Genomic DNA, 23049 nt, shown 5'->3' with positions numbered 1-23049 from the left:
TATGATAACAGTATATAAACCTGCAAGAGAAGAATGGATAGGGTTAACAAAGCGTCCTATTATCACGACAGAAAGCCTAAATGAGAGTATCAGTACAGTACTTAAACAAGTCAAAGAAAGAGGAAATCTGGCTATTCAGAATTATGCTTCATTATTTGATGGAGTACAGTTAACAGACTTCAGAGTAAGTAGACAGGAGATAGCAGAAGCCGCTACTTTAGTCAATCAGGATATCAAAGATGCCATAGCTATAGCAGCATCGAATATTAGAAAGTTTCACCAGTCTCAATTATCTACAGAAGATAAAGTAGAGACTACAGATGGAGTGACTTGCTGGAGAAAGTGTGTAGGAATAGAGAAAGTAGGACTTTATATACCAGGTGGTACAGCTCCGTTATTTTCCACATTGTTAATGTTGACTATTCCTGCTCAATTAGCGGGGTGTAAGGAATTAGTATTGTGTACACCATGTAATAAACAAGGCAAAGTAAACGAAGTAGTTCTTTATGCGGCTCAATACTTAGGGATAGAGACTATCTTTAAGATAGGAGGTGCTCAGGCAATAGCTGCTATGGCGTATGGTACAGAAACAGTTCCTCAAGTCTATAAGATATTTGGACCTGGTAATCAGTATGTAACTAAAGCTAAAGAGTTAGTACAGACACAAGGCGTAGCTATCGATATGCCAGCGGGGCCTAGTGAAGTATTAGTCATCGCAGATCAAGAGGCTGATGCAGATTATATAGCAGCAGATCTATTGTCACAGGCAGAGCACGGAACAGATAGTCAAGTAGTATTTGTGACCACAACGAAACAGAAGATAAGTGAAGTAGCTGAGGCATTGGAGAAACAACTAGAAGAACTACCTCGTAAAGACTTAGCAAAACAGACACTGAACAATAGCTTGATGATAGAGTTCTCTACTATAGAAGAATGTATTGTTTTTAGCAATGCTTATGCTCCTGAACACTTAATTTTAAATATAGAGAATGCTGAGAAGTATATAGACTTAGTAATCAATGCAGGTTCTGTATTCTTAGGAGCTTATTCTTGTGAGAGTGCTGGTGACTATGCCAGTGGTACTAATCACACACTACCTACGAATGGCTATGCAAAGAGCTATAGTGGAGTATCAGTAGACAGCTTTGTAAAGAAGATTACTTTTCAAAAGCTAACGAAACAAGGACTAAAGAACATTGGTAAAACAATAGAAGTAATGGCAGAAGCAGAAGAGTTAGTCGCTCACAAAAATGCTGTGAGTATCCGCCTTAAAAAGTTGAGCAATGAGTAATAATAAAATAAATGAATTAGTTCGTCCGAATATTAAGGTTTTATCCCCTTATATAAGCGCACGAGATGAGTACAAAGGAGATAAGGGAATATTCTTAGATGCAAACGAGAATCCGTATGGTACAGTGAATCGCTATCCTGATCCTTATCAATGTGAATTAAAGCAAGTGATTAGCGAGATAAAAGGAGGTGCTCCTGAGCAGTTATTCTTAGGAAATGGAAGTGATGAAGCGATTGATTTGGCTTACCGAATATTCTGTGAACCCAATAAAGATAAAGCTATCGTATTTACCCCTACTTATGGGATGTATGAGGTCTATGCTAATATTAATGCAGTGAAACTAATCACACTTCCTTTAGATAAGGTGTTTCAGATAGAAGAGGGATTAGTAGAACCTTATTTAGAAGACCCTACTGTGAAATTGATGTTTATCTGTTCGCCTAATAACCCTACAGGTAATTTGATTGAGAAAGAGACGATAATTTCATTGCTCAAAAGGTTTAAAGGAATAGTAATTATAGATGAAGCGTATATAGACTTTAGCAAAGAAGCTTCGTGGTTAGAAGAACTGTCTCAGTATGGTAACCTGATTATCTTACAGACATTGTCTAAGGGATGGGGAATGGCAGGACTTCGCATCGGTATGGCATGGATGAGTGAGGAGGTACTTTACTATTTTAATAAAGTGAAGTCTCCTTATAACTTAAGCATTAGTAACCAACAGCAAGCTATCGAACTACTAAGTGACACTTTAGGTTTTAAAGAGAGAATAATAATCCTTTTAAACGAGAAAGAAAGGCTAATTAGAGAATTAAGCACACTCTCGATGACACAGTTTATTTATCCTTCAGAAGCTAATTGTCTCTTAGTCAAATTTGATAAGGCTGATCAGTTGTATCAAGAGTTAATAGATAGACAAATCGTTGTGAGAAATAGAAGTAAGGTCGTAGAGAACACTTTGCGTATCTCAATAGGTACACCAGAAGAAAACAACCAATTAATAACAGCATTAAAAACGATAGATCGTGAGTAAGAAAGTATTATTTATAGATAGAGATGGAACTATTATTAAAGAACCTGAAGACTTTCAGATCGATAGTTTTGAGAAGTTAGTATTCTTGCCTAAGGCTATTTCTAGTTTGTCTAAGATAGCTAGAGAGTTAGATTACACTTTAGTGTTAGTTAGTAATCAGGATGGGCTAGGGACAAGCTCTTTTCCAGAAGATACTTTTTGGCCGGTGCAGAATTTTATATTGGACACACTAGCAGGAGAGGGAGTAGTATTCACAGATATTTATGTAGATGACTCTTTAGACTATGAGAATAGACCTACTCGCAAACCTGGTTTAGGGATGTTAGGGAAGTATGTGTATGGAGAGTATGATTTGGCTAATTCATATGTATTAGGTGACCGTCAGACGGATATACAACTAGCAGAAAACTTAGGAAGTAAAGTAATCTATATTAATGAGGTAGCAGATGAGCGTGCAGCACTTAGCACAATAGATTGGGAAGATATCTATCAGTTCTTAAAACAAGAACCTCGTATAGGTAAAGAATGCAGAAAGACAAATGAGACTACTATTGATATAGAGGTGGATCTAGACAGTGCTAAAGACTGTGTCATCGAGACAGGCTTAGGATTCTTTGATCATATGTTAGAACAAGTCAATAGACATGGTAATATAGGTCTAAAAATAAAGGTCAAAGGTGACTTACAGGTAGATGAGCACCATACGATAGAAGATACAGCTATAGCATTAGGTACAGCGTTTAAACGCGCATTAGGCAATAAGAAAGGAATAGAGAGATATGGCTTTTTACTACCGATGGATGAGTGTCTAGCTCAGGTAGCTATAGACTTCGGAGGGAGAGCATGGCTGATGTGGGACGCAGAGTTTAAAAGAGAGAAAGTAGGAGATATGCCAACAGAGATGTTCTATCACTTTTTTAAATCTTTTGCCGATGCAGCGAGTTGTAATCTGAATATAAAGGTAGAAGGAGATAACGAACACCACAAGATAGAATCTATCTTTAAAGCTTTTGCTAAAGCAATAAAGATGGCAGTAAGTAAAACAGGGAATTACAATATACCAAGTACTAAAGGCATACTATGATTGCAATCTTAAAATACAATGCAGGTAATGTACAGTCTGTACAGAATGCTATAGAACGACTAGGCTATAAGACTGTGGTCACAGATGATTTAGCGCTACTTACTACTGCAGATAAGGTGATCTTTCCAGGAGTAGGAGAAGCTTCTTCTGCGATGAGGTATTTAGTAGATAAAGGATTGGATAAGGTTATCGTAAGTTTAAAACAACCGGTATTAGGGATTTGCTTAGGTATGCAATTACTGTGTCATTCTAGTGAAGAAGGAAATGTAGCAGGACTAGGTGTTTTTGACAATGAAGTAAAGCTCTTTCCTTCCACAGATATTGTCCCTCATATGGGATGGAATAATTGTAATATGATACAAGAAGAGACCTTGTTTAAAGGGATTGAAGAATTAGATAATTTCTACTTTGTACACAGTTATTATGCTACCTTATCTAAGGATACTATAGCTGTTAATAATTATATAGTGCCTTTTTCGGCTGCCTTAGCTAAAGGTAATTTTTATGCAGTACAGTTTCATCCTGAGAAGTCAGGTAAAGTAGGAGAACTATTATTAAAGAATTTTTTAGAATTATGAGAATCATACCAGCGATAGATATAATAGGAGGACAATGTGTTCGACTATCTAAGGGGGATTACAACACCTCTAAAGTGTATAATACAAGTCCCGTAGACGTGGCTAAGCAGTTTGAAGATGCAGGAATTAAGTATCTACACGTAGTGGATCTAGATGGGGCTAAGTCAAGCCAAATAATGAATGCCAAGGTATTAGAGAAAATAGCTGCTCAGACAAACTTACAGATAGACTTCGGTGGAGGTATTAAGAATGACTCGGATATCATCACTGCTTTTAACAGTGGAGCTAAGCAAGTAACTGTAGGAAGTATAGCAGCGACTAAACCAGAGTTATTCTTAACATGGTTAGAGCGATACGGGAGTGAGCAGATTATATTAGGAGCAGACTGTAAGCAGCGCAAGATTATGACCCAAGGGTGGTTAGATTCTGCGGATACAGATGTGCTAGAGTTTATCCAATCGTATGAACAGAGAGGAGTGTCTTATACTATCGTTACTGATATAGAAAAAGATGGAATGCTAAATGGCCCTGCCATAGAGTTGTATAAGGAGATTATAACGAATACGGAGGTTAAACTGATTGCTAGTGGAGGGCTAACTACGGTAGCAGAATTATATGAGTTAAAGAAGATAGGTTGTGAAGGAGTGATAATCGGTAAGGCTATTTACGAAGGTAGAATTACCTTAAAAGAGTTGAGTGCGTTATGCTAAAAAAGAGAATAATAGCCTGTATGGATATACAGGATGGAGAGGTAGTGAAAGGGATTAACTTCGTTGATATACAGCGAGCTGGTAATCCTATCACTTTAGCTCAACGCTATGTAGTAGAAGGAGTAGATGAGTTGGTCTTTCTGGATATTACAGCTACAATAGAGAATAGGAAGACGCTGATTGGTTTAGTCAATGAGATTGCGAGTCAGATTAATATCCCTTTTACCGTAGGTGGAGGTATTTGTACTAAAAAACAAGCGATAGATTTAGTGAGAGCAGGCGCAGATAAAGTAAGTGTAAACTCAGCCGCTATCAAGAGACCTGAGTTAATACAAGAGATTGCTCAGGCATTGGGAAGTCAGTGTGCAGTAGTGGCTATAGATACAAAGTACGAAGAGGGAGAATGGTGGGTATACAGTGCAGGAGGGCGTATCAAGACTGACTTAAAGACTATCGATTGGGCTAAGCAAGTAGCTAGTTTAGGAGCGGGTGAGATACTGTTGACTTCAATGAATAATGACGGTACTAAAGCTGGCTTTGCTATAGATATTACCGCTGAGGTTGCTAAAACGGTAAATATACCTGTGATAGCATCTGGAGGAGCTGGTAATAAACAGCACTTTGAAGAGGTATTTACACAGACTAAGGCTACAGGGGCATTAGCGGCAAGTATCTTTCACTATGGAGAAGTTAGCATACCAGAGTTAAAGCAAGTTTTAAAAATGAATAACATTAATGTAAGATGAGACTAGATATAGATTTTAATAAAGGAAATGGATTAGTACCTGTCATTATCCAGGATAAGAATTCGATGCAAGTATTAATGCAAGGGTATATGAATGAGGAAGCTTACCAAAAAACAATACAAGATGGAAAGGTAACTTTCTTTAGCCGTACCAAGAATAGATTATGGACGAAGGGAGAAACTTCTGGTCATTACTTATTAGTAAAAGAAATTTTGACAGACTGTGATAGGGACTGCCTATTGATACAAGTAGAAGCTATAGGAGCTACTTGCCATACAGGAAGTACTTCTTGTTTTGGAGAGATTGGTGATAAAGGTTTTGTTTACACTTTAGAGAATATCATCAGTGAGCGTATTGATAACAATGTAGAATCGTCTTATACCAATCAACTATTTAAGAGAGGAATTAATAAAGTAGCTCAAAAAGTAGGAGAGGAAGCAGTGGAAGTAGTTATCGAGGCCAAAGATGATAATGATGACCTATTTAAAAGTGAAGCTGCAGATTTGTTGTATCACTATTTGATCTTGCTAAAAGCTAAAGGGTTTTTGATGAGCGATATAGAGTCTGTGTTAAAAGAAAGACATCTTAAATAAACACCCAAATACTTGAAGATGTATAGTATTTCTGAGATTCGGATATTTCTGTTTAGGAAAAAATATTTTCTAAATATGTGAATTTCAAGATATATTACAAAGCCTTATAAAATAGACCTGCCTTAAAGCAGGTCTATTTTTTAAAATCTAATACTTTTATACAAGTTTTATTACCAATCCTTAAGAGCAAATACCTGAGAGCGAGAGCTTACATTTAGTTTTAGATAGATATTACTAATGTGATACTTTGTGGTACTTATGGTAATACTCAGTTTATGGGCTATCTCTTTATTTGTAAGTCCATCCCAGATAAGATAGAGTACATCTACTTCACGTTCAGTTAGTTTGTAGTTGTTCTTTAGATAATAGGATAGGTCTCCTTGATGATCTTTTAAAGAAGATATTTCAGCAGGTTTGTTAGTTTGTGCATTTTTTTCATTCAATAACAACTTGTGATAGTTCTTTAGCATTAGTACATATTGAAACATAAAGACGCGGTTGCGTACATTGTGTTTTTGTGTTTTACGTACTAATACATAGTTGTTTATGATACTGAAAATGATAATCACTATAACAAATAGTTTTAGAGAGTTCATTGTTTGGTTATATTCTACTAGAGATTGTTTAACTTCCATATTTGTAAAACAGATACCATATAATAAGCATAGTGATAGTAACAGAATTACATATAAGTAATATCTACTTCTTCTCTTAAGAATACGGCTGATATACTGTGTCATAATAAATAATGCAATGACTGTAATATCTAATAGTAATAAATGGCCTTCACCATATATATAACTAGAGAAGTATAGTACTAAAGCTACAATAGAAGAGATTGAGTATATATTCAATTCGTTTTTATACATAAATCTCTTAGCACTAAATGGGTAGTATGTAGAAATTAGCATACCAGTAAAAAGTAGAGAACTAGCTACGATAGTGGCTCTAAAGAAGCTCTCTATAGCTGTTATATCTAGGTGAAGTAGGTTTAGGATATCACTGTAAATAAAGCAGGAAAAGACTAATAACTGTATTGATAGGTAGCTTACCCACTTCTTTTCTTTAAAAATAAGATATATTATTAAGCTGGCTATAAATCCTAAGAATGCCATACCATAAAATATCCCTGATATGAAGTAGTTTAAAGAGATCTCTAAGTGATTCGCAAGATTATGATGTAGTGATATATGTGATACTGGATAAGTAGTTGTTAATTGATTAATATTTATATTGTTAATTATTTTGTTTTGCAATATTTGTGGTGTAAGATCACATAATATAGTAGCAGTTTGTGCTAAATAAAAATTAGTTAGTATAGTTCCTATTTTGATTAAGCTAGAAATAGAAAAATAGCTTAGTATCATCATAATAGGCACTGTGCTTATAATGATATATTGTTGTTTTTTTTTCGAATCCATTGTTTTTTTTTTAACCATAAATAATCTGTACTAAAGCTTCCATGAAGGGGATGAAAAATGTCTTAGCCCAAAACATTATATCAATACATCGCAGTAGTACTACCTTAAATTTGCAACAATTATTTACTGAGAATTAATTCTACTTTACATAGCTGACTTAGCTCTAAAATCACATTATAGTGTGTTTTAATTACTAATCTTGCTCTGTTTTGTACAATTCATTCGCATTTAAATGTTATCTACATATTTATGATATTAATAAGTGTCTTCTATTTCTTTAGAAGACAACGTGATAAAGAATATATAATCCTATATGCGAGTTTACTTGATTATATTATTATTTGTTTTTTATCTATTTGTGTAAGAGATATTACTGTCTAAAAGAGAGGTTTATCTCTAAATCTACTTTTTTAATAATGTTAAATGTTTTAGAAGATGAGCTTCTAGTAAGAATGGTTAGGTATTCCATTTTATACATTGAATGGACAGGTTTTTTGTTTTTAACTTTTTGATAGTTAGGAATGTATGTGATTTGTGGCATTGTATTTGTTGTTTTGTTTTGTATATACAAGATATACGTTAATGCTGTGAATTATACTATTATAAAGTATAGTTCTTTGTTAAATATTATAACAGTTTTGTCTATTACACCTATACTTTAGTAGTGCATATTGTGATTAAATATAAGTAGTTAGATTGCATTGACATTAATTAACAGTTGTATTTGTCTTCTATTTAGTTTAACCACCTTTTATATTGTGATTTTAATAGAGAGTTGTATAGGTATTTATTAAAGCTTTAAAATATGTAGGATTTTTTTGTCCGTAGTGTCATGGTATTACTTGGAGAGGGGTGAGAGGCGGTAAGTGACTTTTATTATGTTAAATGGTTGTAAGTATTATTTATCTAATAGCAGATATTATAGGTCGTGATAACTAAGATAATATTCGCTATTTAGTGTATGAACTTCACTGTTAACCTTTCTTTATCCTATACTCTTCTTCTTATTTAGTGATTAGAATTACTTTTTTACTATAATCACATTTGTTTCATTTTACAATTTTCGATAATGTTTAATTTCACTTTTTTATTTCTTGTATGTACTTTATTCTATACATAGTACTAGTTCTTTTTTAATATACTAAGTTATTGATATACTTATAATTAGTTTTTTGAAACTTCTTTTAGTATAGTATGGTAATGTTTCATTTTAAGAGTGTTAACATTGGTACTAGGTTTCTATTTATGATAAAAACCATTCTTAAGTATAGGCTTTGTGCTGAACATACTATTTAATTTTGTTTATGAATTTGTATAGAGATAGTATACTGGTTTACCTAAAAAGGATTTGGCAGTTTTTTAATTTGTGGGGACAATATAATGCTGTTTAACTTTTTTATTTTATTCTACTTGTGTTTTGCAATTGGCAATAAGATTAAGGAGCTCTTTTTTAAACTCAAATAGATTAGGATGTACATTTAATTTCTATACAAATTCCCTTACTAACATTTTTATTATAATCATGATTCTATGGATAATCTATAGGGTGTGCTAAAAGTTTATTAACAAGAACTAACTAGGGAGACCTAGGTGTATTAAAAAAGTGTATTGAAGTACACTTAATCTTCAAACTTGTATTTAGCCCAATATAAGTTTGTGTTTTAATTAATATCAAAAAAAGCAGAATGTTAACCGGTCTAATTATGACTGGATAATGTTTTGTAGAGGTAGTCTTTATCAATTATGAAAAAGTAAGTATGGGAATAAAAAAAAAGTAAGAATAAAAGGTTTTGAAACTAGGTTTTGAAAACTTCGCCAAAGATGGTGATAGGATAATAAATTAAAGAGCTTAATACCTTTTATTCGGAAGAATTACTCATAAAGTCAATCTTATCGTTTAAATGTGTTAACACTAGATAAAAACTAGTGTATTATAGTGCATACAGCAAAACTCACACTCGCTGCTATCACTAGATTTTTTCTCGAAATTAATATCTCAATCTCATCTTAGTAATTAATGTGACTATTACTCTAAACTCGCAATCAGAGTAATAGCACAGAGACAATTTAAAAACACAATTAACAAACAACAAATGAAACAAAAAACTACTTTTTCTCTTTGGAAGAGGTTACTACTTTTGCTCGTCCTGTTAGTGCCACTGGTGCAGTCCTTGGGACAGCCCCGTGTGGATGCTAAATTAGAAGATTATGATAAGAATGTTGCTGGTGGTTTATTAGGGATAGGAGCTACTCCTGTTGTAGAGAATCCTCAGAATGTAGATCAATTTGATAATCAATATGCTCGTTTAAAAGCTTCACCAGGTTTAGCTGTTACTTTGGGGTCTTTTACTTCATATATAGAATTAAAATTCCCTACGATGTTAAAAGCTAAACAAACTTCTTATATCCGTCTTCAACAAGATGGTAAATTATTAGAAGGATTGTTAGGTGGGAATCTTGGAGAAGCTTTAACAAAACTTCTTGGAGGTGTTTTAACAGGTAATCAAGAATTTGATTTAAGTGTAGCAGCTGGTAATACTCCAATTCTTTCAGGAAGTAGTATGACTAAATTTAATACTATAGAAGGGATTGTTAATGTGGTAAGGGATAATAGTAACAATTACTACTTGTCGATTACTCCAGATAAGGCGTACGACCGTATAAAGTTAACAAATAGAACAGGTGCCCTGTTAGGTATAGGGGTTGTTAAGAATTTAGATGTTTTCCATGCTTTTACATATGATGAAAAAGGAGAAGACTGTGGAAGACCTGTTTTTACTTCTTTTGATGGAGGAGGAATAAATCTGAAAGTATTAGATCTAAAAGATCAAAATTTAGGTCATGCTATAGATAATGATCTTACGACTTACTCACTTGTATCACCAGGAGCTTTATTAGGGGTAAATGTAGGTGGTTCAATGTCTCAGATATTCTATTTCCCTACTACATCAGATGAGAAAGCTACTGTTAATATTAAATTAGCTGTAGGGAGTACAGGAGTATTAGATTTAAATCTATTAGGTGGAGTAGAGGTATTAGGTTATAATGGTAAAAGTCAAGTATATCAAAAGTCATTATCAGGAGGGTTAGTTTCTGATTTGAATTTATTAAACTTAATTAAGTCTGGAAAAACTGTTGATATTACTGTAGCACCTGGCAAAGCATTTGATCGTTTAGAAGTCCGACTTAAAGCACCTGTAGGTGTTGATTTATTAGGAAGTTCTGTTCGAATCTTTGATGTAGAGCGTTTTGATGGTATTACTTGTAAGAATCCTTTAATTACTATTCTTGATGCAACAGCTCAACCTTTTGAAGTAGCCTCATGTTCTACTAAATTAGGAGTTTTTGATAACGTAGATTTTCCATATAATACAGTTGATGGAAATAATGAAACATATGCTTCATTAGTAGCTAATAATGGTAGTTTACTTGTTTCTTCTTCTCAAAGCGGGAGAATACAAATGAAATATGATAATGCTTTACCAGCTAATAAAACATCTTATATCCGTATTGATGCAGAAGAAGGTATGCTAAATGCATTGTTAGGTGGTACATTAGGAGATTTGATTGCTAATGTAGGTGGTTTAGTGTTAGGTAATCATATATTTACAGTAGAGGCATATAATGCTGCTGGTACTTCTGTTTTAAAAAGTTCAAGTTCAAATCACTTTGAAGGAACTACAAATGGAGCAGTTAAATTAGTACAAGATAATATTGGTAGATATTACTTAGCAGTAACTCCAAACCAGACTTATCAAAGTATTATAGTATCAAACAGTGTAAGTAGTTTATTGCCTACAGGAGAGATTCGTACACTGAAAGTGTATAATATGTGTACTGATGTAGGTACAGATTTATGTTACCCTGCTCAGTTTACTTCTTATAGTCAACAAGGAATTAATTTAAGTCTTTTAGATTTAGGAAAAGCAGGAGTTAAGAATCCTTATCATGCGATTAGTGGTAACTCATCTAATTATTCTGAAATTAGTACTGGTTTAATTGCTATAGCTGGTTTAGTAAAACAAACAATATATTTTAACCAACCTTCTCAAGTGAATGATGAATTAAAAGTAAGATTACAATTAGATCCAAGCTCTACTTTATCTGTTCAATTATTAGGAAACTATAAAGTGGTTACTTATTTAGGAAATGAACAGAAAGAATCGTTTACACTTCAACAAGGTTTAATTAATAACCTGAATCTATTAGATTTATTCAAGTCAGGAGGAGTACAAACATTGACTTTTGATACTAAACAAGTTTTTGATAGAGTAGAATTACAAGTAGGTAATTTAGTGAATGTAGCTTTAACTCCTTCTATTCGTTTATACGATGTCAAACGTGTAAGTTCTACTTGTCCTGAAACTACTACAGTATCACCATTCATAAAGCCTGTATGTGCAACAGAAGTAGTCAGTGCTTCTAATGCAGATGATATTGATAACATCTTCAGTGATAACTTTGATGCATATGCTACTTTGAATTCAGGAGCTGGTATTTTATTAGGTTTAGGTGATAAACACTCTGGTCATATCGAGTTAGGGTATGTTAAAGAAATACCTGCTAATACAACATCTTATGTACGCATTGATTTTGATGAGAAGATGTTGAATGCTTTACTAGGAGGAAGTTTAGGTAATGTAGTTAATGGGTTACTAAATGGACTTATTTTAGGAGATCACTTCTTTGAAGTTGAAGTAAAAAATGCTGCTAAAGTTGTTATTCTTGATTGTAAAAGTAACGTGAGTAATAATGCAGCTAAAGGTGCAGGTACTATTAGAATTGTAAAAGATAGTTTAGGTCGTACTTATTTAGCAATTACTCCTACTGTCCCTTACCAATCGGTACGGATTACAGATAAAACTAATAGTGCTTTAGGTCTGTTAGCTAAACCTAATAGCATGAATGTTTATGGTATGTGTTATGAAAGTGATACGAACTCTTGTGCTCCTTCATTTGCAACTTCATTCGAATATAACGGATTGGCTCTTGATGTAAAAGATTTATCAGGAGGAGGAGTTAAAAATCCTGAGCGTGCTATTGATAACAATACTACAAATTATTCTGAAATATCTTCAGGGACATTAAATATTGCTGGAGCAGTTAGACAATACATTTACTTTAATAGTGATGCAAAAGCTGGTGAAGAAACCTTGATTAAGTTTAAAACTCAAGGAGGTCAAGTAAATGTTGATTTAATAGGCGCTTTAGAGATTAAAGCTTATAAAGGAGAGAAAGAAGTAGATGCTTTGTCAAGCTCGAACGGATTAATCAATGGAATCAATGTTCTTGATTTGTTAACTACAGGTCAAATGGTAGAACTTCCTTTTAGACCAAAGGCAGCTTATGATCGTATTTCTATAGGGATGAAATCATTAGTAGGAGTAAACGTAGGAGCAAGTATACATCTTTATGATGTTGCGCGTACCTGTAGAGTAGTTAATCCTAATCAAGCATTAGTTTCTTGGAAATCATATAAAGTTAATAATGATGCTACAATCAATACTGTTAAAGGTGGAGAGGTAGTAGAATATACTATCCATGTACGTAATGAAGGGTCTACTCCGATAGCAGATTTTATTGTAAAAGATAAGATGCCTAAAGGTGTGAAGTTAAAATCACAAGTAGGCGGCGTTGTAAATGCTGATGAAGTAGTCTTTACTCATAAAGGAAGTTTAGCTCCTGGTGCTATCACTATATTCACATTTACTGTAGATGTTGCAAGTGATTTGACAGGACTAGTTGAAATTAAGAATATCGCTTATGTAGGTGAAGCAGGGCAAGAAGCAGGTAAGGAAGTATTCTATCCTTCTTACCCCCCTGTAGATAATACAAATCCTACACAACCAAACGGAACTAAAGCACCTGGTACTGTGATTAAAGTAGAGAGCGCATGTTCTTTACCAAAAGCTATTATCACATCAACTGTAGCAAATGGAAATGTTTGTGAGGGTACCGAGGTTGTGTTAGAGGCAGATGTTATAGCAGATACTTACCAATGGTATTTAGATGGCGTAGCGATTACTACAGGAGATCCAAGTAATAAATTAGGAACAGAAAAAACATTAAAAACATCAACATTAGGTAATTATACCGTAGTATACACTAAAGGTAAATGTGTGTCTGATGTATCTGAAATTTTCACTGTTACAATTTTGGAAGCTCCAATTATTACTATTACAGGAAATACATTCTTTACAGTAGTAAAAGGAGAAAAGATTGTTTGGCCAATAATTAGTGTTAATGAGGGAACATTAACGTATGCTGACCAAAATAATGTAACAATTCCAAATTTACCAGAATCTCTTGATACTGCAGGACAAACATCATTTATCATTACAGCAACAAATACTAATGGATGTACTTCATCAGAAGTAATAACAGTAACTGTATTGGATAATTCAGATTGTCCACCAGCAATTCAACGAGTATATGCAGATGGAGATACTTCTTGGGGGTCTATTATTACAGGTGGAGTTACAGCTAAAGAAAATGCTATTGATAACAATCCTACAACACATTCACGACTTGTAACAGGATTAGGATTATTAGGAATTGGTACAACTTGGCAAAATATCAATTTTGATCATGTCATTCCAAAAGGAACTCCAGTTACAATCAAATTAGGAAAAGAGTACAGTGGATTAACATTAGCAGGAGGTTTATCTGTACAAGGATTAGATGAAAAAGGAAACGTTATTGGTCCGTTGAAAACAGTAGCAGGAGGACTTTTAGATTTGCTTTCTGCGGATAATGTAAATGAATTCACTTTTGTTCCTTCTAATATAAAAGGTATTCCTCAGGATTATAAGGGAGTTCGTATTTCTCAAGGCTCTTTACTTGGTGTAGCACAGATAGCTAAAGTCTATAGTGTTTTCTATACAAAATTAGGAAGTGTTAGTTGTAATGCAGTTACAACTGATATTCATAAGAATGTAGAAGATGTTTATCATGGAGTCGGAGATATAGGTTTAGGAGTTGCAAGTAGTGTATCTGGTGTATACAACCCTTGGAGAGCTGTGGATAATGATCCTGATTCTTATGCTACTATCTCGAGAGTTTTAGGTGTAGCAAATCAAGCGCATATGACAGTGGTATTTAAACAACAAACTATGCCTACAGATGAGCTACATATTATTACTGAAATACCAGGTAATCCTGTATTGAGCTTAGAAGTGATAAAAGGTTATAAGGTACAACGCTATTTAGGAAGTAAGAAAGTAGGACCAGAAATAGAAGGAAGCAAAACTAACTTTTTAGACTTAAAGTTGTTAGGTATTAATTATAAGAACAAGTATAAGTTTATAGTTCAGGCTTTTGGAGAACCGTATGATAGAGTAAAAATAACTTACACCACATTAGTAAGTGTAATCGGTGATTTTGTAAACATTTATGATGTGAATATTGTACCTAAAGTTGATCCAGGATATGAAGTTGGTAAAGTGTCTAAAGATATGTGTCTTGGAGGAATCTTAGAGTTGTCAAGAATCGACGCTTGTACAGATTACGAAGTTTTTAAATCAGTAGATGCAGTAGCTCCTATTGTAAAAACAGGTAGTACAAGTTTTAAACTACCGAACGACTTAGAAACAGTTGAGTTTGAAGAAGAAGAAAATGGAGTAACTAAAAAAGTAACATACCATGTAGTTTATGTACAGGTTTACAGAAATGGTTGTGAAGCTGGAGCAAGGCTACCTATTTACTTAGACATGAAAAACTGTTCAGTTAAATCAAACCTGAACATCACACACAAAATCAAATAATTAGAAACAACAATATTTTATATATAATAAGACATGAAAAAAATCACATTATTAGCGGCATTATTAACAACAACATATTTCGCAAACGCACAGGTAGGGATCGGTACAGCTGATCCTGCTACCGCTGCAGAACTTGATATTGTAGCTAAAGCTGGCGATAAAGGTATCTTAATCCCTCGTGTTACATTAACAGCAGAGACTGTATTTGCACCTATTAAAGGAGCTCAAATAGAAAGTTTATTAGTATATAACAGCACAACATCAACCAATATGCCTAAAGGGTTTTACTACTGGGATGGTGCTAAATGGAATAGAATTATTGGCAAATCAGAATTTGATACTGTAATCAAAAACTTAGGAGATAATATTACCAATATCACTACTAAGTTAGAAGGAGATGTGAAAAACCTTCAAGCAGTAGTGAACTACATATTACCATCTAACCCTGACAATAAAGATAAAGATGGTAAACCAGTAGTTACTGAAAAGCATACTACTATCGTTTATAATCCTGAGACGAAAGAGATGTTCTATGTTACTTTCAAAGGTGATAAGTATACTACTCAAAAGATTGACCTAACTAAAATGGTTCAAGGGGTAGAAACTAATACTTTCTTTAAAGAGATCAAAGACACAAATGGTAAAACAACAGGATATGTGTATTTCAACGAGAAAACCATTGTAGAAGCTATTGGTACAGAAACTGATCCAGTTAAAATAAAAGAGATCTTAGATAAGTTAGATGGGAATACTCCAGGGGCTATCAAGATTGAAGTAAAAGAAACTGTAGTAAACAACATCCAAGATATTTTAGAATCACCTGTGAATATCGTTATCAAAACTACAGAGGGAGATAAAACTTTTACTACAGTAGAAGAGTATTTACAGTACATCACTCAGTTCTCTGATGGTAATGTAATCTATAAAAATATCAGTACTGATCCTACTAAACCTAATTGGGTATTCCAGTACTATGATAAGGCTACAGATAAATATATAACAATTACTTTACGTGATTTAGTGGCAGGAACAGAGACTAAAACTTTCGTAAGAAAAATTGAAGAAAATGCTAAAGTAACAGGGTTTGTTTATTTCTCAGAACAAACAATCATTGATTGGTTAGCCGTTGATAAAGCAAATACAATTGATAACATCCCTAACAATGCAAAAGGAGCTATTACTGTTGATGTTAAAGGAACAGTGGTAAAAAATATTCAAGAGATCTTAAAATCTACAACTTCTATTACAGAAGGTGGTAAAACTTTTACAACAGTAGAACAATACTTACAGTACATTTCTCAGTCTGCAGAGGGGAATGTAATCTATAAAGATATCAGTACTGATCCTACTAAAGAAGAGTGGGTATTCCAATACTATGACAAGACTACAGGAGAGTATAAGACTATCATTTTACGTGATTTAGTAGCAGGTGCAGAGTCTAAAACTACGATTGTTACTTATAACAATAAACAATACTATTTATCAGAAGCGTATATCATAGCAGGTGGAGAACTTGATTCTTCTAAATGGACAGCAGTGCCAGCAGGAGCTATTCACGTAGATGTAGTAAGTGGAGTGATTAATAATATCGAAGAAATACTTACTACTAAAGGAAATATCACTATTAAAGTAGGTGGTAAGGATATGAGTTTTACTTCTGTAGAAGAGTATTTACAGTACATCACACAGTTCTCTGAAGGTAACGTAATCTATAAAAACATCAGTACTGATCCAGCTAAGCAAGAGTGGGTATTCCAATACTTTGATAAAACTAAAGGAGAATATGTTACTATTAAGTTAGAAGATTTAGTAGCTGGTTTTGAAACTAAAACTAATATCCTTAGAACAGAAGCTACAGCAGATGGTAAACTAGAGGCTTATGCAGAAGCAGTGGCTCCAGTAGAAACAGCTGTTAAAAAGGGAGAGATCTTCTATAAATATAATAACGAAGATAAAAAAGAACAATTCATTAATATGACTGCTGATATCATCTCTTCTATCAATAATAATGAAGAAGTGAAGAATGCACTGACTAATATCTTAAACCAAGGTGGTAATGTGTACTTCGGTGATGTGAAAGGTAAAGAAGTATTCTATACAATGAAGATTGTTAATGGTAAAGAAGAGAAGACTCCTATCGAATTACCAGCTTCTTTCATTTTAGATATTATAAATAAGTATAAAGATGTAGTTAAGAATGCCTTAGGTGATCATATTGATAATACAAATACTATCGTTAACACGGGTAATACATATAATGGTAAGATGGTATTCTTAGCAAAAGGTAAAACTACTGTTGGTAAAGTAGAAGGAGCTGATAAATACCCATCTCCATTGACTACAGGAGTTGAACTTGATTTGTCTAAAATAACAGGTTTAACTTCTATCCAAGATGTATTAACTGTATCTATCCTTAAAGATGGTAAAGTAGTAGCGTCAACTGTAGCAGATCTTGTAGCAGCAACTAATAAACTTACGTTCGCTATCGGTACAGGCGCATTCTACACAGCATTGCCTTATGGAGATTACGAGGTCGTAGTAGAGTTCACAGGTAATTTATCTCCTATGACTCCATTAGTTCCTGCAACTCCTAAACCATAATTTAAACCCAGAATAGCGATAGGCATATCAACGAAAAGTTATTATACAAAATAGGTCTGAATTAGAGATAAAAGCATACTGTAGTATGGTTTTGGAACTAGTGAAAGAGCTATGAAGTAGAATTGCTCTGTAGTATTTGGCTAGCGCTGATTATGAGTTAAAACAACAACAAACAACAATTATAATTCTTTTCTAAAAGGGAAGAGCCACAGCCAAACTCACATTACCTGGCTCTTCCCTTTTTATTAAATCAAAACTCACATTATGAAAAAAATATATTTAAGCCTAGCCTTTTCTTTCCTTGCATCAGCAGGGTTCGCACAGACTAAAATAGGTGTAGCAGGTAAGAGCACTGCAGATGTAAACTCTAATGCTGTATTAGAATTAGATGCTAGTGACAGAGGTCTTTTATTACCTCGTGTTGAATTGATTGAAACAGGTAAATCAGCACCATTAAAAGCTCACGTAGCAGGTATGACTGTTTATAATACAGCTAAAGTAGCGGATGTAGTAGAAGGTTTTTATTATAATGATGGTACGAAATGGCAACAGATGGTGACTTATGATAATAAAGCTGTGAAGTTCTTCTATATGCCGACTATCACTTTTGATACTAGTGTACTTGGAACCGGAACTAAAGAGTTGTATGCAGAGTATGCTAAGCAGTTCTCTATGAAGAGTGGACATGCAGTAAAGAGTAATGGTGCTCCTGATGCTATCCCTCATTATCCAGCAGCTATTGATCTATACTATTATGTCACTGACTTTGACGATGCAGTATTTAAAGATATTAAGATTGATGAGAATGGTGTAATGACTTACGAAATCATCGGTACGGGTACTCCTACATCTATTATGAATATTGTATTCGTAGTAAAATAACTAACTAGTAAAAGTGATTCACTATGGTAATTAAAAGAACACTCCTAGTAGTAAGTGGTTTATGTTCTGCGGCATCTATGGCACAGACTGTAAACAAGGGAGGGCTATATATTAGCCCTAAAGGGGTAATGTCTACACATTATACCTTAGAGAACAAAGAAGCTGCTGATTTTAAGAACAATGGTACACTATACGTGTATAATGATGTAGTTAATAACGGTGCTTTCTTTGATTATAAAGGAAAAGTAGCTCAAGGGACTACAATATTTAAAAGTGATAAAGCACAGACTATCTCTGGTAATACAATCAGCAAGTTTAATGATGTAGTATTGGATAACAGTACAGAAAACATTGCTTTTAATGTTGTAAACGATATCGTAATACAAGGGAAAGTTGACTTCCAAGACGGTATTGCTAATATCGATCAAACCAAAGGTTCATTTACATTCTTAAAAGATGCCAAAGCTGTCAATGCTAGTGATAATAGCCATATCGAAGGTGCTGTTGATAAGGAAGGTAATAACGAATTTGTATTTCCGATAGGGGATAAGAAGTATTATAGAAACGCTACGATTACTGCTCCTAAAGATGAGAAGGATGTATTTATCGGGAAGTATAACTTAGATGATACGAACTTCTTTAACTCTCATAAGCACAAGTCTGGTGTAGTAGAGTTGGTAAATGGCAGAGAATATTGGCTAGTGGATCGCAGTTCTAATGCCAAGAGCGATGTTATCTTAACATTAGGTTGGCATGATGATACAACTCCAAAGGAGCTATTAAAAACGGCAGAAAAGAACCTGCGTATTCTTCGCTGGGATGCTAAGGATCAGCACTGGGTAGATGAGGGAGGTATCGTAGATGTTGATAATAAAACTGTAACGACACCCACTTCTGTACGTGGATATGGATTCTTTACTTTGGGTACAGTGAATACTGATCTAATATTAGATGGAGATGTAGTGATTTATAACCTTGTATCGCCTAATGGTGACGGAGAGAATGACTTCTTCTTGATTGATAATATTAATCGCTTCCCAAGAAATAGAGTTGAGATCTATAACCGTTGGGGGGTGAAGGTATATGAGACTAAGAGCTATGACAGTAATAATAACGTGTTTAGAGGATACTCAGAAGGACGTGTTACAATTAACTCAGGAGAGAAATTGCCTACAGGTACTTACTATTACGTGATTAGTTACGATTATAATAATGGTACAGAGTCACGTACGATCAAGAAATCAGGGTATCTACATTTAGAAAACAACTAAGCTTTTAGGAATGACAATTAACAAAACAATAAAAAATATAAGTGTATGTATGTTGACTCTTTTAGGAGTACAACAAATACAAGCACAACAAGATCCTCAGTTCACACAGTATATGTATAATGCCTCTAACATTAACCCTGCTTATGCAGGGTCTAGAGGTAATCTAAGTATCTTCGGTAATTACCGTACACAGTGGGTAGGACTAGATGGGGCGCCTAAGACAGCTAATTTATCTGTTAATACGCCATTAGGAGATTCAAAATTAGGACTTGGGGTGAACTATATGAATGATAGAGTAGGTGCTATGGATGAGAATAATATCTCTGTAGATTTATCTTATACTATCGACTTAAATCACGAATATAAATTGGCATTTGGATTAAAAGCTACAGCTAATTTACTCAATGTAGATTACACTCGACTAAACAGTTATAGTAGTAAAGATCCTGTAGCAGCATCAAATATTAATAATCAATTTTCACCTAACATTGGTGCTGGTCTTTATATGTATTCTGAGAAGTCATACTTAGGGTTGTCTATTCCTAACTTTTTGACTACAGATAGATATGATGATAACGAGGTAACGACTATGCGTCAGGAGGCTCACATTTATTTAATGGGAGGATATGTATTCGAACTTAATCCAAGTTTGAAATTCAAGCCCGCTTTCTTAGCTAAAGCTGTATCAGGTTCACCCTTACAGTTAGATTTGACAGCTAACTTTTTGATTGTAGATAAGTTCACAGTAGGAGCAGCATATCGTTGGGATGCATCTGTAAGTGCATTAGCAGGATTCCAAGTAAATGACAATTTGTTCATAGGGTATTCGTATGATGCTGATACGACTAAGTTGGCGAATTATAATTCAGGTTCTCATGAGATATTTATGCGTTTTGACTTGTTTAGTAATCGCACGCGTATGAATACACCAAGATTCTTTTAACGTAAACTATAAAGTATGAATAAGAAGGTTATTAAGTTTTTCTCAATAGCCTCTTTTTTCTTAATCTCAGTAGCAGGTATTGCTCAGACGGGTAAAGAGAAGAAAGCAGATAAGAGCTTTGACTACTACGAGTATGTCAATGCAATCGAAATCTATGAGAAAATCATCAATAAAGGTTTTAAGAGTGTCAATACATTAACCAAATTGGCAGATGCTTATTACTTTAAAGGAGAGCTTAAAACTGCTCATAAGTGGTATGAAGAACTCTTTAATTTTGCAAAACAAGAAGGAACGAAGCTTCCGTCAGAATATTATTATAGATATGCACAGACACTGCGTTCTGTCGAAGATTACAAAGCGGCTGATGCCTATTCAAGTCAATTCGCTGAATTAGAAAAGAACGATAGTCGTGGTATCTTGTTTGAAGAAAAAAAAGATACTTATCTGAAGGAAATTAACTCTATGATACAGCGTTATGACCTAAAGGCATTACCTATTAATAGTGTGTATTCTGATTATGGATCTAGTATATTAGGAGATCAACTAGTCTTCGCCTCTGCTAGAGAAACAGAAAATGGAGGTAAAGTACACAAGTGGACAAATGAAGCATTCACTAGTCTATACAGTACGGTTATCGGTGTGGACGGTAGCTTTAGTGATCCTGTACCTGTAGATAAATCCGGTAAGGCTAAAGTGAATGTTGCCTCAGCAGTGTTTACTAAAGATGGTAAGACGATGTATTTCACAAGTAACAATTTTAAGAAGAATAAGAAAATTCACAATGAGGAGTTTTACATTCTATTGAAGTTGTATAAGTCTTATTTATTAGAAGATGGTACTTGGTCAGAAGCTACAGAATTACCGTTTAACTCTAATAATTATAATACAGCCCATCCAGCTCTTTCTCCAGATGAGAAGTGGTTATACTTCGCATCGGATAGAGGTGGTACGCTAGGTGAATCGGATATATTTAGAGTATTTATCGAAGAGGATGGTAATTATGGTATTCCAGAGAATCTAGGTGCTAGGATTAACACAGAAGGACGTGAGACATTTCCATTTGTATCTAAGGATAATTATTTATACTTCTCATCAGATGGTAGACCTGGACTAGGAGGATTAGATGTGTATATGGCTAAGATTAATGTAGATAATACCTTTGGTAAGGTAGCTAGTGTAGGTGCTCCTATTAATAGTCCAGCAGATGACTTTGCGTTCTATATCAATGATAACAATAGAAAGGGGTTCATTAGTTCTAACCGAGATGGTGGAGTAGGTGGTGATGATATTTATTTCTTCCAAGTAGTAGACTGTAAACAGCAGATAGAAGGACAAGTATTTAATACTACGACTAAGCTTCCTATTGCTAATGCTACTGTAGTACTATATAATAACGAGTATAAAGAACTAGTAACTATTACTACAGATGCTCAAGGACACTATATTACTGATGCGCTAGACTGTAATCACAAGTTTAGACTGAAGGCTAGTGCTGATAAATATTTGACAACTGAAGTAGCAACGGTATTAGGTCGTGAGTTTAATGTTGCGAAGACTGTTAATATAGGACTAGATCCAGTAGAGGAGAAGATAGAGAAAGACGATGACTTATTTAAGAAGTTAAAGTTAGATCCTATTTACTTTGACTTTGATAAAGCGGCTATCAGACCTGATGCAGCTGTAGAGCTAGCCAAGGTAGTTGAAGTGATGAATATGTATCCTAAATTGAAGATAGACGTGCGTTCGCATACAGATAGTAGAGGAAATGATGCTTATAATATGAAGCTGTCAGATCGTAGAGCTAAGTCAACTGCTGCCTGGATGATAACCCAAGGAATTGATGAATCTAGAATTACAGGACAAGGATACGGCGAATCTCAGTTAGTCAATAAGTGTGCAAATAAGGTACCGTGTACGATACTGGAGCACCAAGAAAATAGAAGAAGTGAGTTTATTATTCTAGACATAGAATAACACTATTTCGATTAAGTAGGAATTTTTTTTAAACCAGTTTACATTGTGTAGACTGGTTTTTATTTTACGTATAATAGAGGTTTGGATTCTTCAAGAGTGCAACAAGACCTCTTCACAATTGGTTCAACAAAAAGCTTGTTTTATAGAGCAATCTTGAGG

Annotated in this window: 14 protein-coding genes; 13 read left to right on the top strand and 1 reads right to left on the bottom strand. The window is 34.1% G+C overall.

Annotated elements, in window-relative coordinates; genetic code table 11:
• The first annotated feature begins 1 nt into the window (after position 1).
• Genes hisD through hisIE form a run of 7 tightly spaced genes read left to right on the top strand, consistent with a single transcriptional unit; the run spans position 2 to position 6035 of the window.
• Positions 2–1291: a histidinol dehydrogenase gene (hisD, locus tag LNQ81_RS17860; RefSeq protein ID WP_229949123.1), complete on the top strand. Its 1290-nt coding sequence runs from the start codon at positions 2–4 to the stop codon at positions 1289–1291.
• Positions 1284–2324, top strand: a complete 1041-nt coding sequence (gene hisC, locus LNQ81_RS17855) for a histidinol-phosphate transaminase (protein WP_229949121.1) — start codon at positions 1284–1286, stop codon at positions 2322–2324. The genes hisD and hisC overlap by 8 nt, the downstream gene beginning before the upstream one ends.
• Entirely contained in the window at positions 2317–3408 is a 1092-nt protein-coding gene (gene hisB / locus LNQ81_RS17850) for a bifunctional histidinol-phosphatase/imidazoleglycerol-phosphate dehydratase HisB (protein WP_229949112.1), read from the top strand. Before hisC ends, hisB begins: the two co-directional genes overlap by 8 nt.
• Positions 3405–3986, top strand: a complete 582-nt coding sequence (gene hisH, locus LNQ81_RS17845) for an imidazole glycerol phosphate synthase subunit HisH (RefSeq protein ID WP_229949110.1) — start codon at positions 3405–3407, stop codon at positions 3984–3986. The genes hisB and hisH overlap by 4 nt, the downstream gene beginning before the upstream one ends.
• On the top strand, positions 3983–4696 hold the full coding sequence (gene hisA, locus LNQ81_RS17840) for a 1-(5-phosphoribosyl)-5-[(5-phosphoribosylamino)methylideneamino]imidazole-4-carboxamide isomerase (protein WP_229949108.1): 714 nt from the start codon (positions 3983–3985) through the stop codon (positions 4694–4696). The genes hisH and hisA overlap by 4 nt, the downstream gene beginning before the upstream one ends.
• Positions 4690–5442, top strand: a complete 753-nt coding sequence (gene hisF / locus LNQ81_RS17835; protein ID WP_229949107.1) for an imidazole glycerol phosphate synthase subunit HisF — start codon at positions 4690–4692, stop codon at positions 5440–5442. The genes hisA and hisF overlap by 7 nt, the downstream gene beginning before the upstream one ends.
• Positions 5439–6035 (top strand): bifunctional phosphoribosyl-AMP cyclohydrolase/phosphoribosyl-ATP diphosphatase HisIE, encoded by a 597-nt coding sequence (hisIE, locus tag LNQ81_RS17830; RefSeq protein WP_229949105.1) that lies wholly within the window; start codon positions 5439–5441, stop codon positions 6033–6035. Before hisF ends, hisIE begins: the two co-directional genes overlap by 4 nt.
• 170 nt (positions 6036–6205) lie before the next feature.
• Here hisIE and LNQ81_RS17825 read toward each other — a convergent pair whose 3' ends face one another.
• Positions 6206–7456, bottom strand: a complete 1251-nt coding sequence (locus LNQ81_RS17825; protein WP_229949103.1) for a response regulator transcription factor — start codon at positions 7454–7456, stop codon at positions 6206–6208.
• A 2093-nt stretch (positions 7457–9549) separates the two neighbouring features.
• Here LNQ81_RS17825 and LNQ81_RS17820 point away from each other — a divergent pair.
• The 6 genes from LNQ81_RS17820 (at position 9550) to LNQ81_RS17795 (ending at position 22890) form a co-directional block, all read left to right on the top strand.
• Entirely contained in the window at positions 9550–15219 is a 5670-nt protein-coding gene (locus LNQ81_RS17820) for a DUF11 domain-containing protein (protein ID WP_229949101.1), read from the top strand.
• A 33-nt stretch (positions 15220–15252) separates the two neighbouring features.
• Positions 15253–17820 carry a hypothetical protein gene (locus tag LNQ81_RS17815; protein ID WP_229949099.1) on the top strand — a complete coding sequence of 856 codons (2568 nt, stop codon included), beginning with the start codon at positions 15253–15255 and terminating at the stop codon, positions 17818–17820.
• Between the two features lie 264 nt (positions 17821–18084).
• Positions 18085–18702 carry a hypothetical protein gene (locus LNQ81_RS17810; RefSeq protein ID WP_229949098.1) on the top strand — a complete coding sequence of 206 codons (618 nt, stop codon included), beginning with the start codon at positions 18085–18087 and terminating at the stop codon, positions 18700–18702.
• Between the two features lie 23 nt (positions 18703–18725).
• On the top strand, positions 18726–19973 hold the full coding sequence (locus LNQ81_RS17805) for a gliding motility-associated C-terminal domain-containing protein (protein ID WP_229949097.1): 1248 nt from the start codon (positions 18726–18728) through the stop codon (positions 19971–19973).
• Positions 19974–19983: 10 nt separating this feature from the next.
• Complete coding sequence (locus tag LNQ81_RS17800; RefSeq protein WP_229949096.1) at positions 19984–20916, top strand: PorP/SprF family type IX secretion system membrane protein; 933 nt, start codon at positions 19984–19986, stop codon at positions 20914–20916.
• A gap of 15 nt (positions 20917–20931) precedes the next feature.
• Positions 20932–22890 carry an OmpA family protein gene (locus tag LNQ81_RS17795; protein ID WP_229949086.1) on the top strand — a complete coding sequence of 653 codons (1959 nt, stop codon included), beginning with the start codon at positions 20932–20934 and terminating at the stop codon, positions 22888–22890.
• Positions 22891–23049 lie beyond the last annotated feature (159 nt).

It is taken from the genome of Myroides oncorhynchi (assembly GCF_020905415.1).
Lineage (GTDB): Bacteria > Bacteroidota > Bacteroidia > Flavobacteriales > Flavobacteriaceae > Flavobacterium > Flavobacterium oncorhynchi_A.
The sequence above is the reverse complement of the archived record's forward strand: the minus strand, read 5'-3'. Positions and strand labels throughout refer to the sequence as shown.

Bases quoted from the DNA above. Each gene is read 5' to 3' on its own strand.
- hisD (WP_229949123.1), top strand. From the start codon at position 2: ATGATAACAGTATATAAACCTGCAAGAGAAGAATGGATAGGGTTAACA.
- hisC (WP_229949121.1), top strand. From the start codon at position 1,284: ATGAGTAATAATAAAATAAATGAATTAGTTCGTCCGAATATTAAGGTT.
- hisH (WP_229949110.1), top strand. From the start codon at position 3,405: ATGATTGCAATCTTAAAATACAATGCAGGTAATGTACAGTCTGTACAG.
- hisA (WP_229949108.1), top strand. From the start codon at position 3,983: ATGAGAATCATACCAGCGATAGATATAATAGGAGGACAATGTGTTCGA.
- hisF (WP_229949107.1), top strand. From the start codon at position 4,690: ATGCTAAAAAAGAGAATAATAGCCTGTATGGATATACAGGATGGAGAG.
- hisIE (WP_229949105.1), top strand. From the start codon at position 5,439: ATGAGACTAGATATAGATTTTAATAAAGGAAATGGATTAGTACCTGTC.
- LNQ81_RS17825 (WP_229949103.1), bottom strand. From the start codon at position 7,456: ATGGATTCGAAAAAAAAACAACAATATATCATTATAAGCACAGTGCCT.
- LNQ81_RS17820 (WP_229949101.1), top strand. From the start codon at position 9,550: ATGAAACAAAAAACTACTTTTTCTCTTTGGAAGAGGTTACTACTTTTG.
- LNQ81_RS17815 (WP_229949099.1), top strand. From the start codon at position 15,253: ATGAAAAAAATCACATTATTAGCGGCATTATTAACAACAACATATTTC.
- LNQ81_RS17810 (WP_229949098.1), top strand. From the start codon at position 18,085: ATGAAAAAAATATATTTAAGCCTAGCCTTTTCTTTCCTTGCATCAGCA.
- LNQ81_RS17805 (WP_229949097.1), top strand. From the start codon at position 18,726: ATGGTAATTAAAAGAACACTCCTAGTAGTAAGTGGTTTATGTTCTGCG.
- LNQ81_RS17800 (WP_229949096.1), top strand. From the start codon at position 19,984: ATGACAATTAACAAAACAATAAAAAATATAAGTGTATGTATGTTGACT.
- LNQ81_RS17795 (WP_229949086.1), top strand. From the start codon at position 20,932: ATGAATAAGAAGGTTATTAAGTTTTTCTCAATAGCCTCTTTTTTCTTA.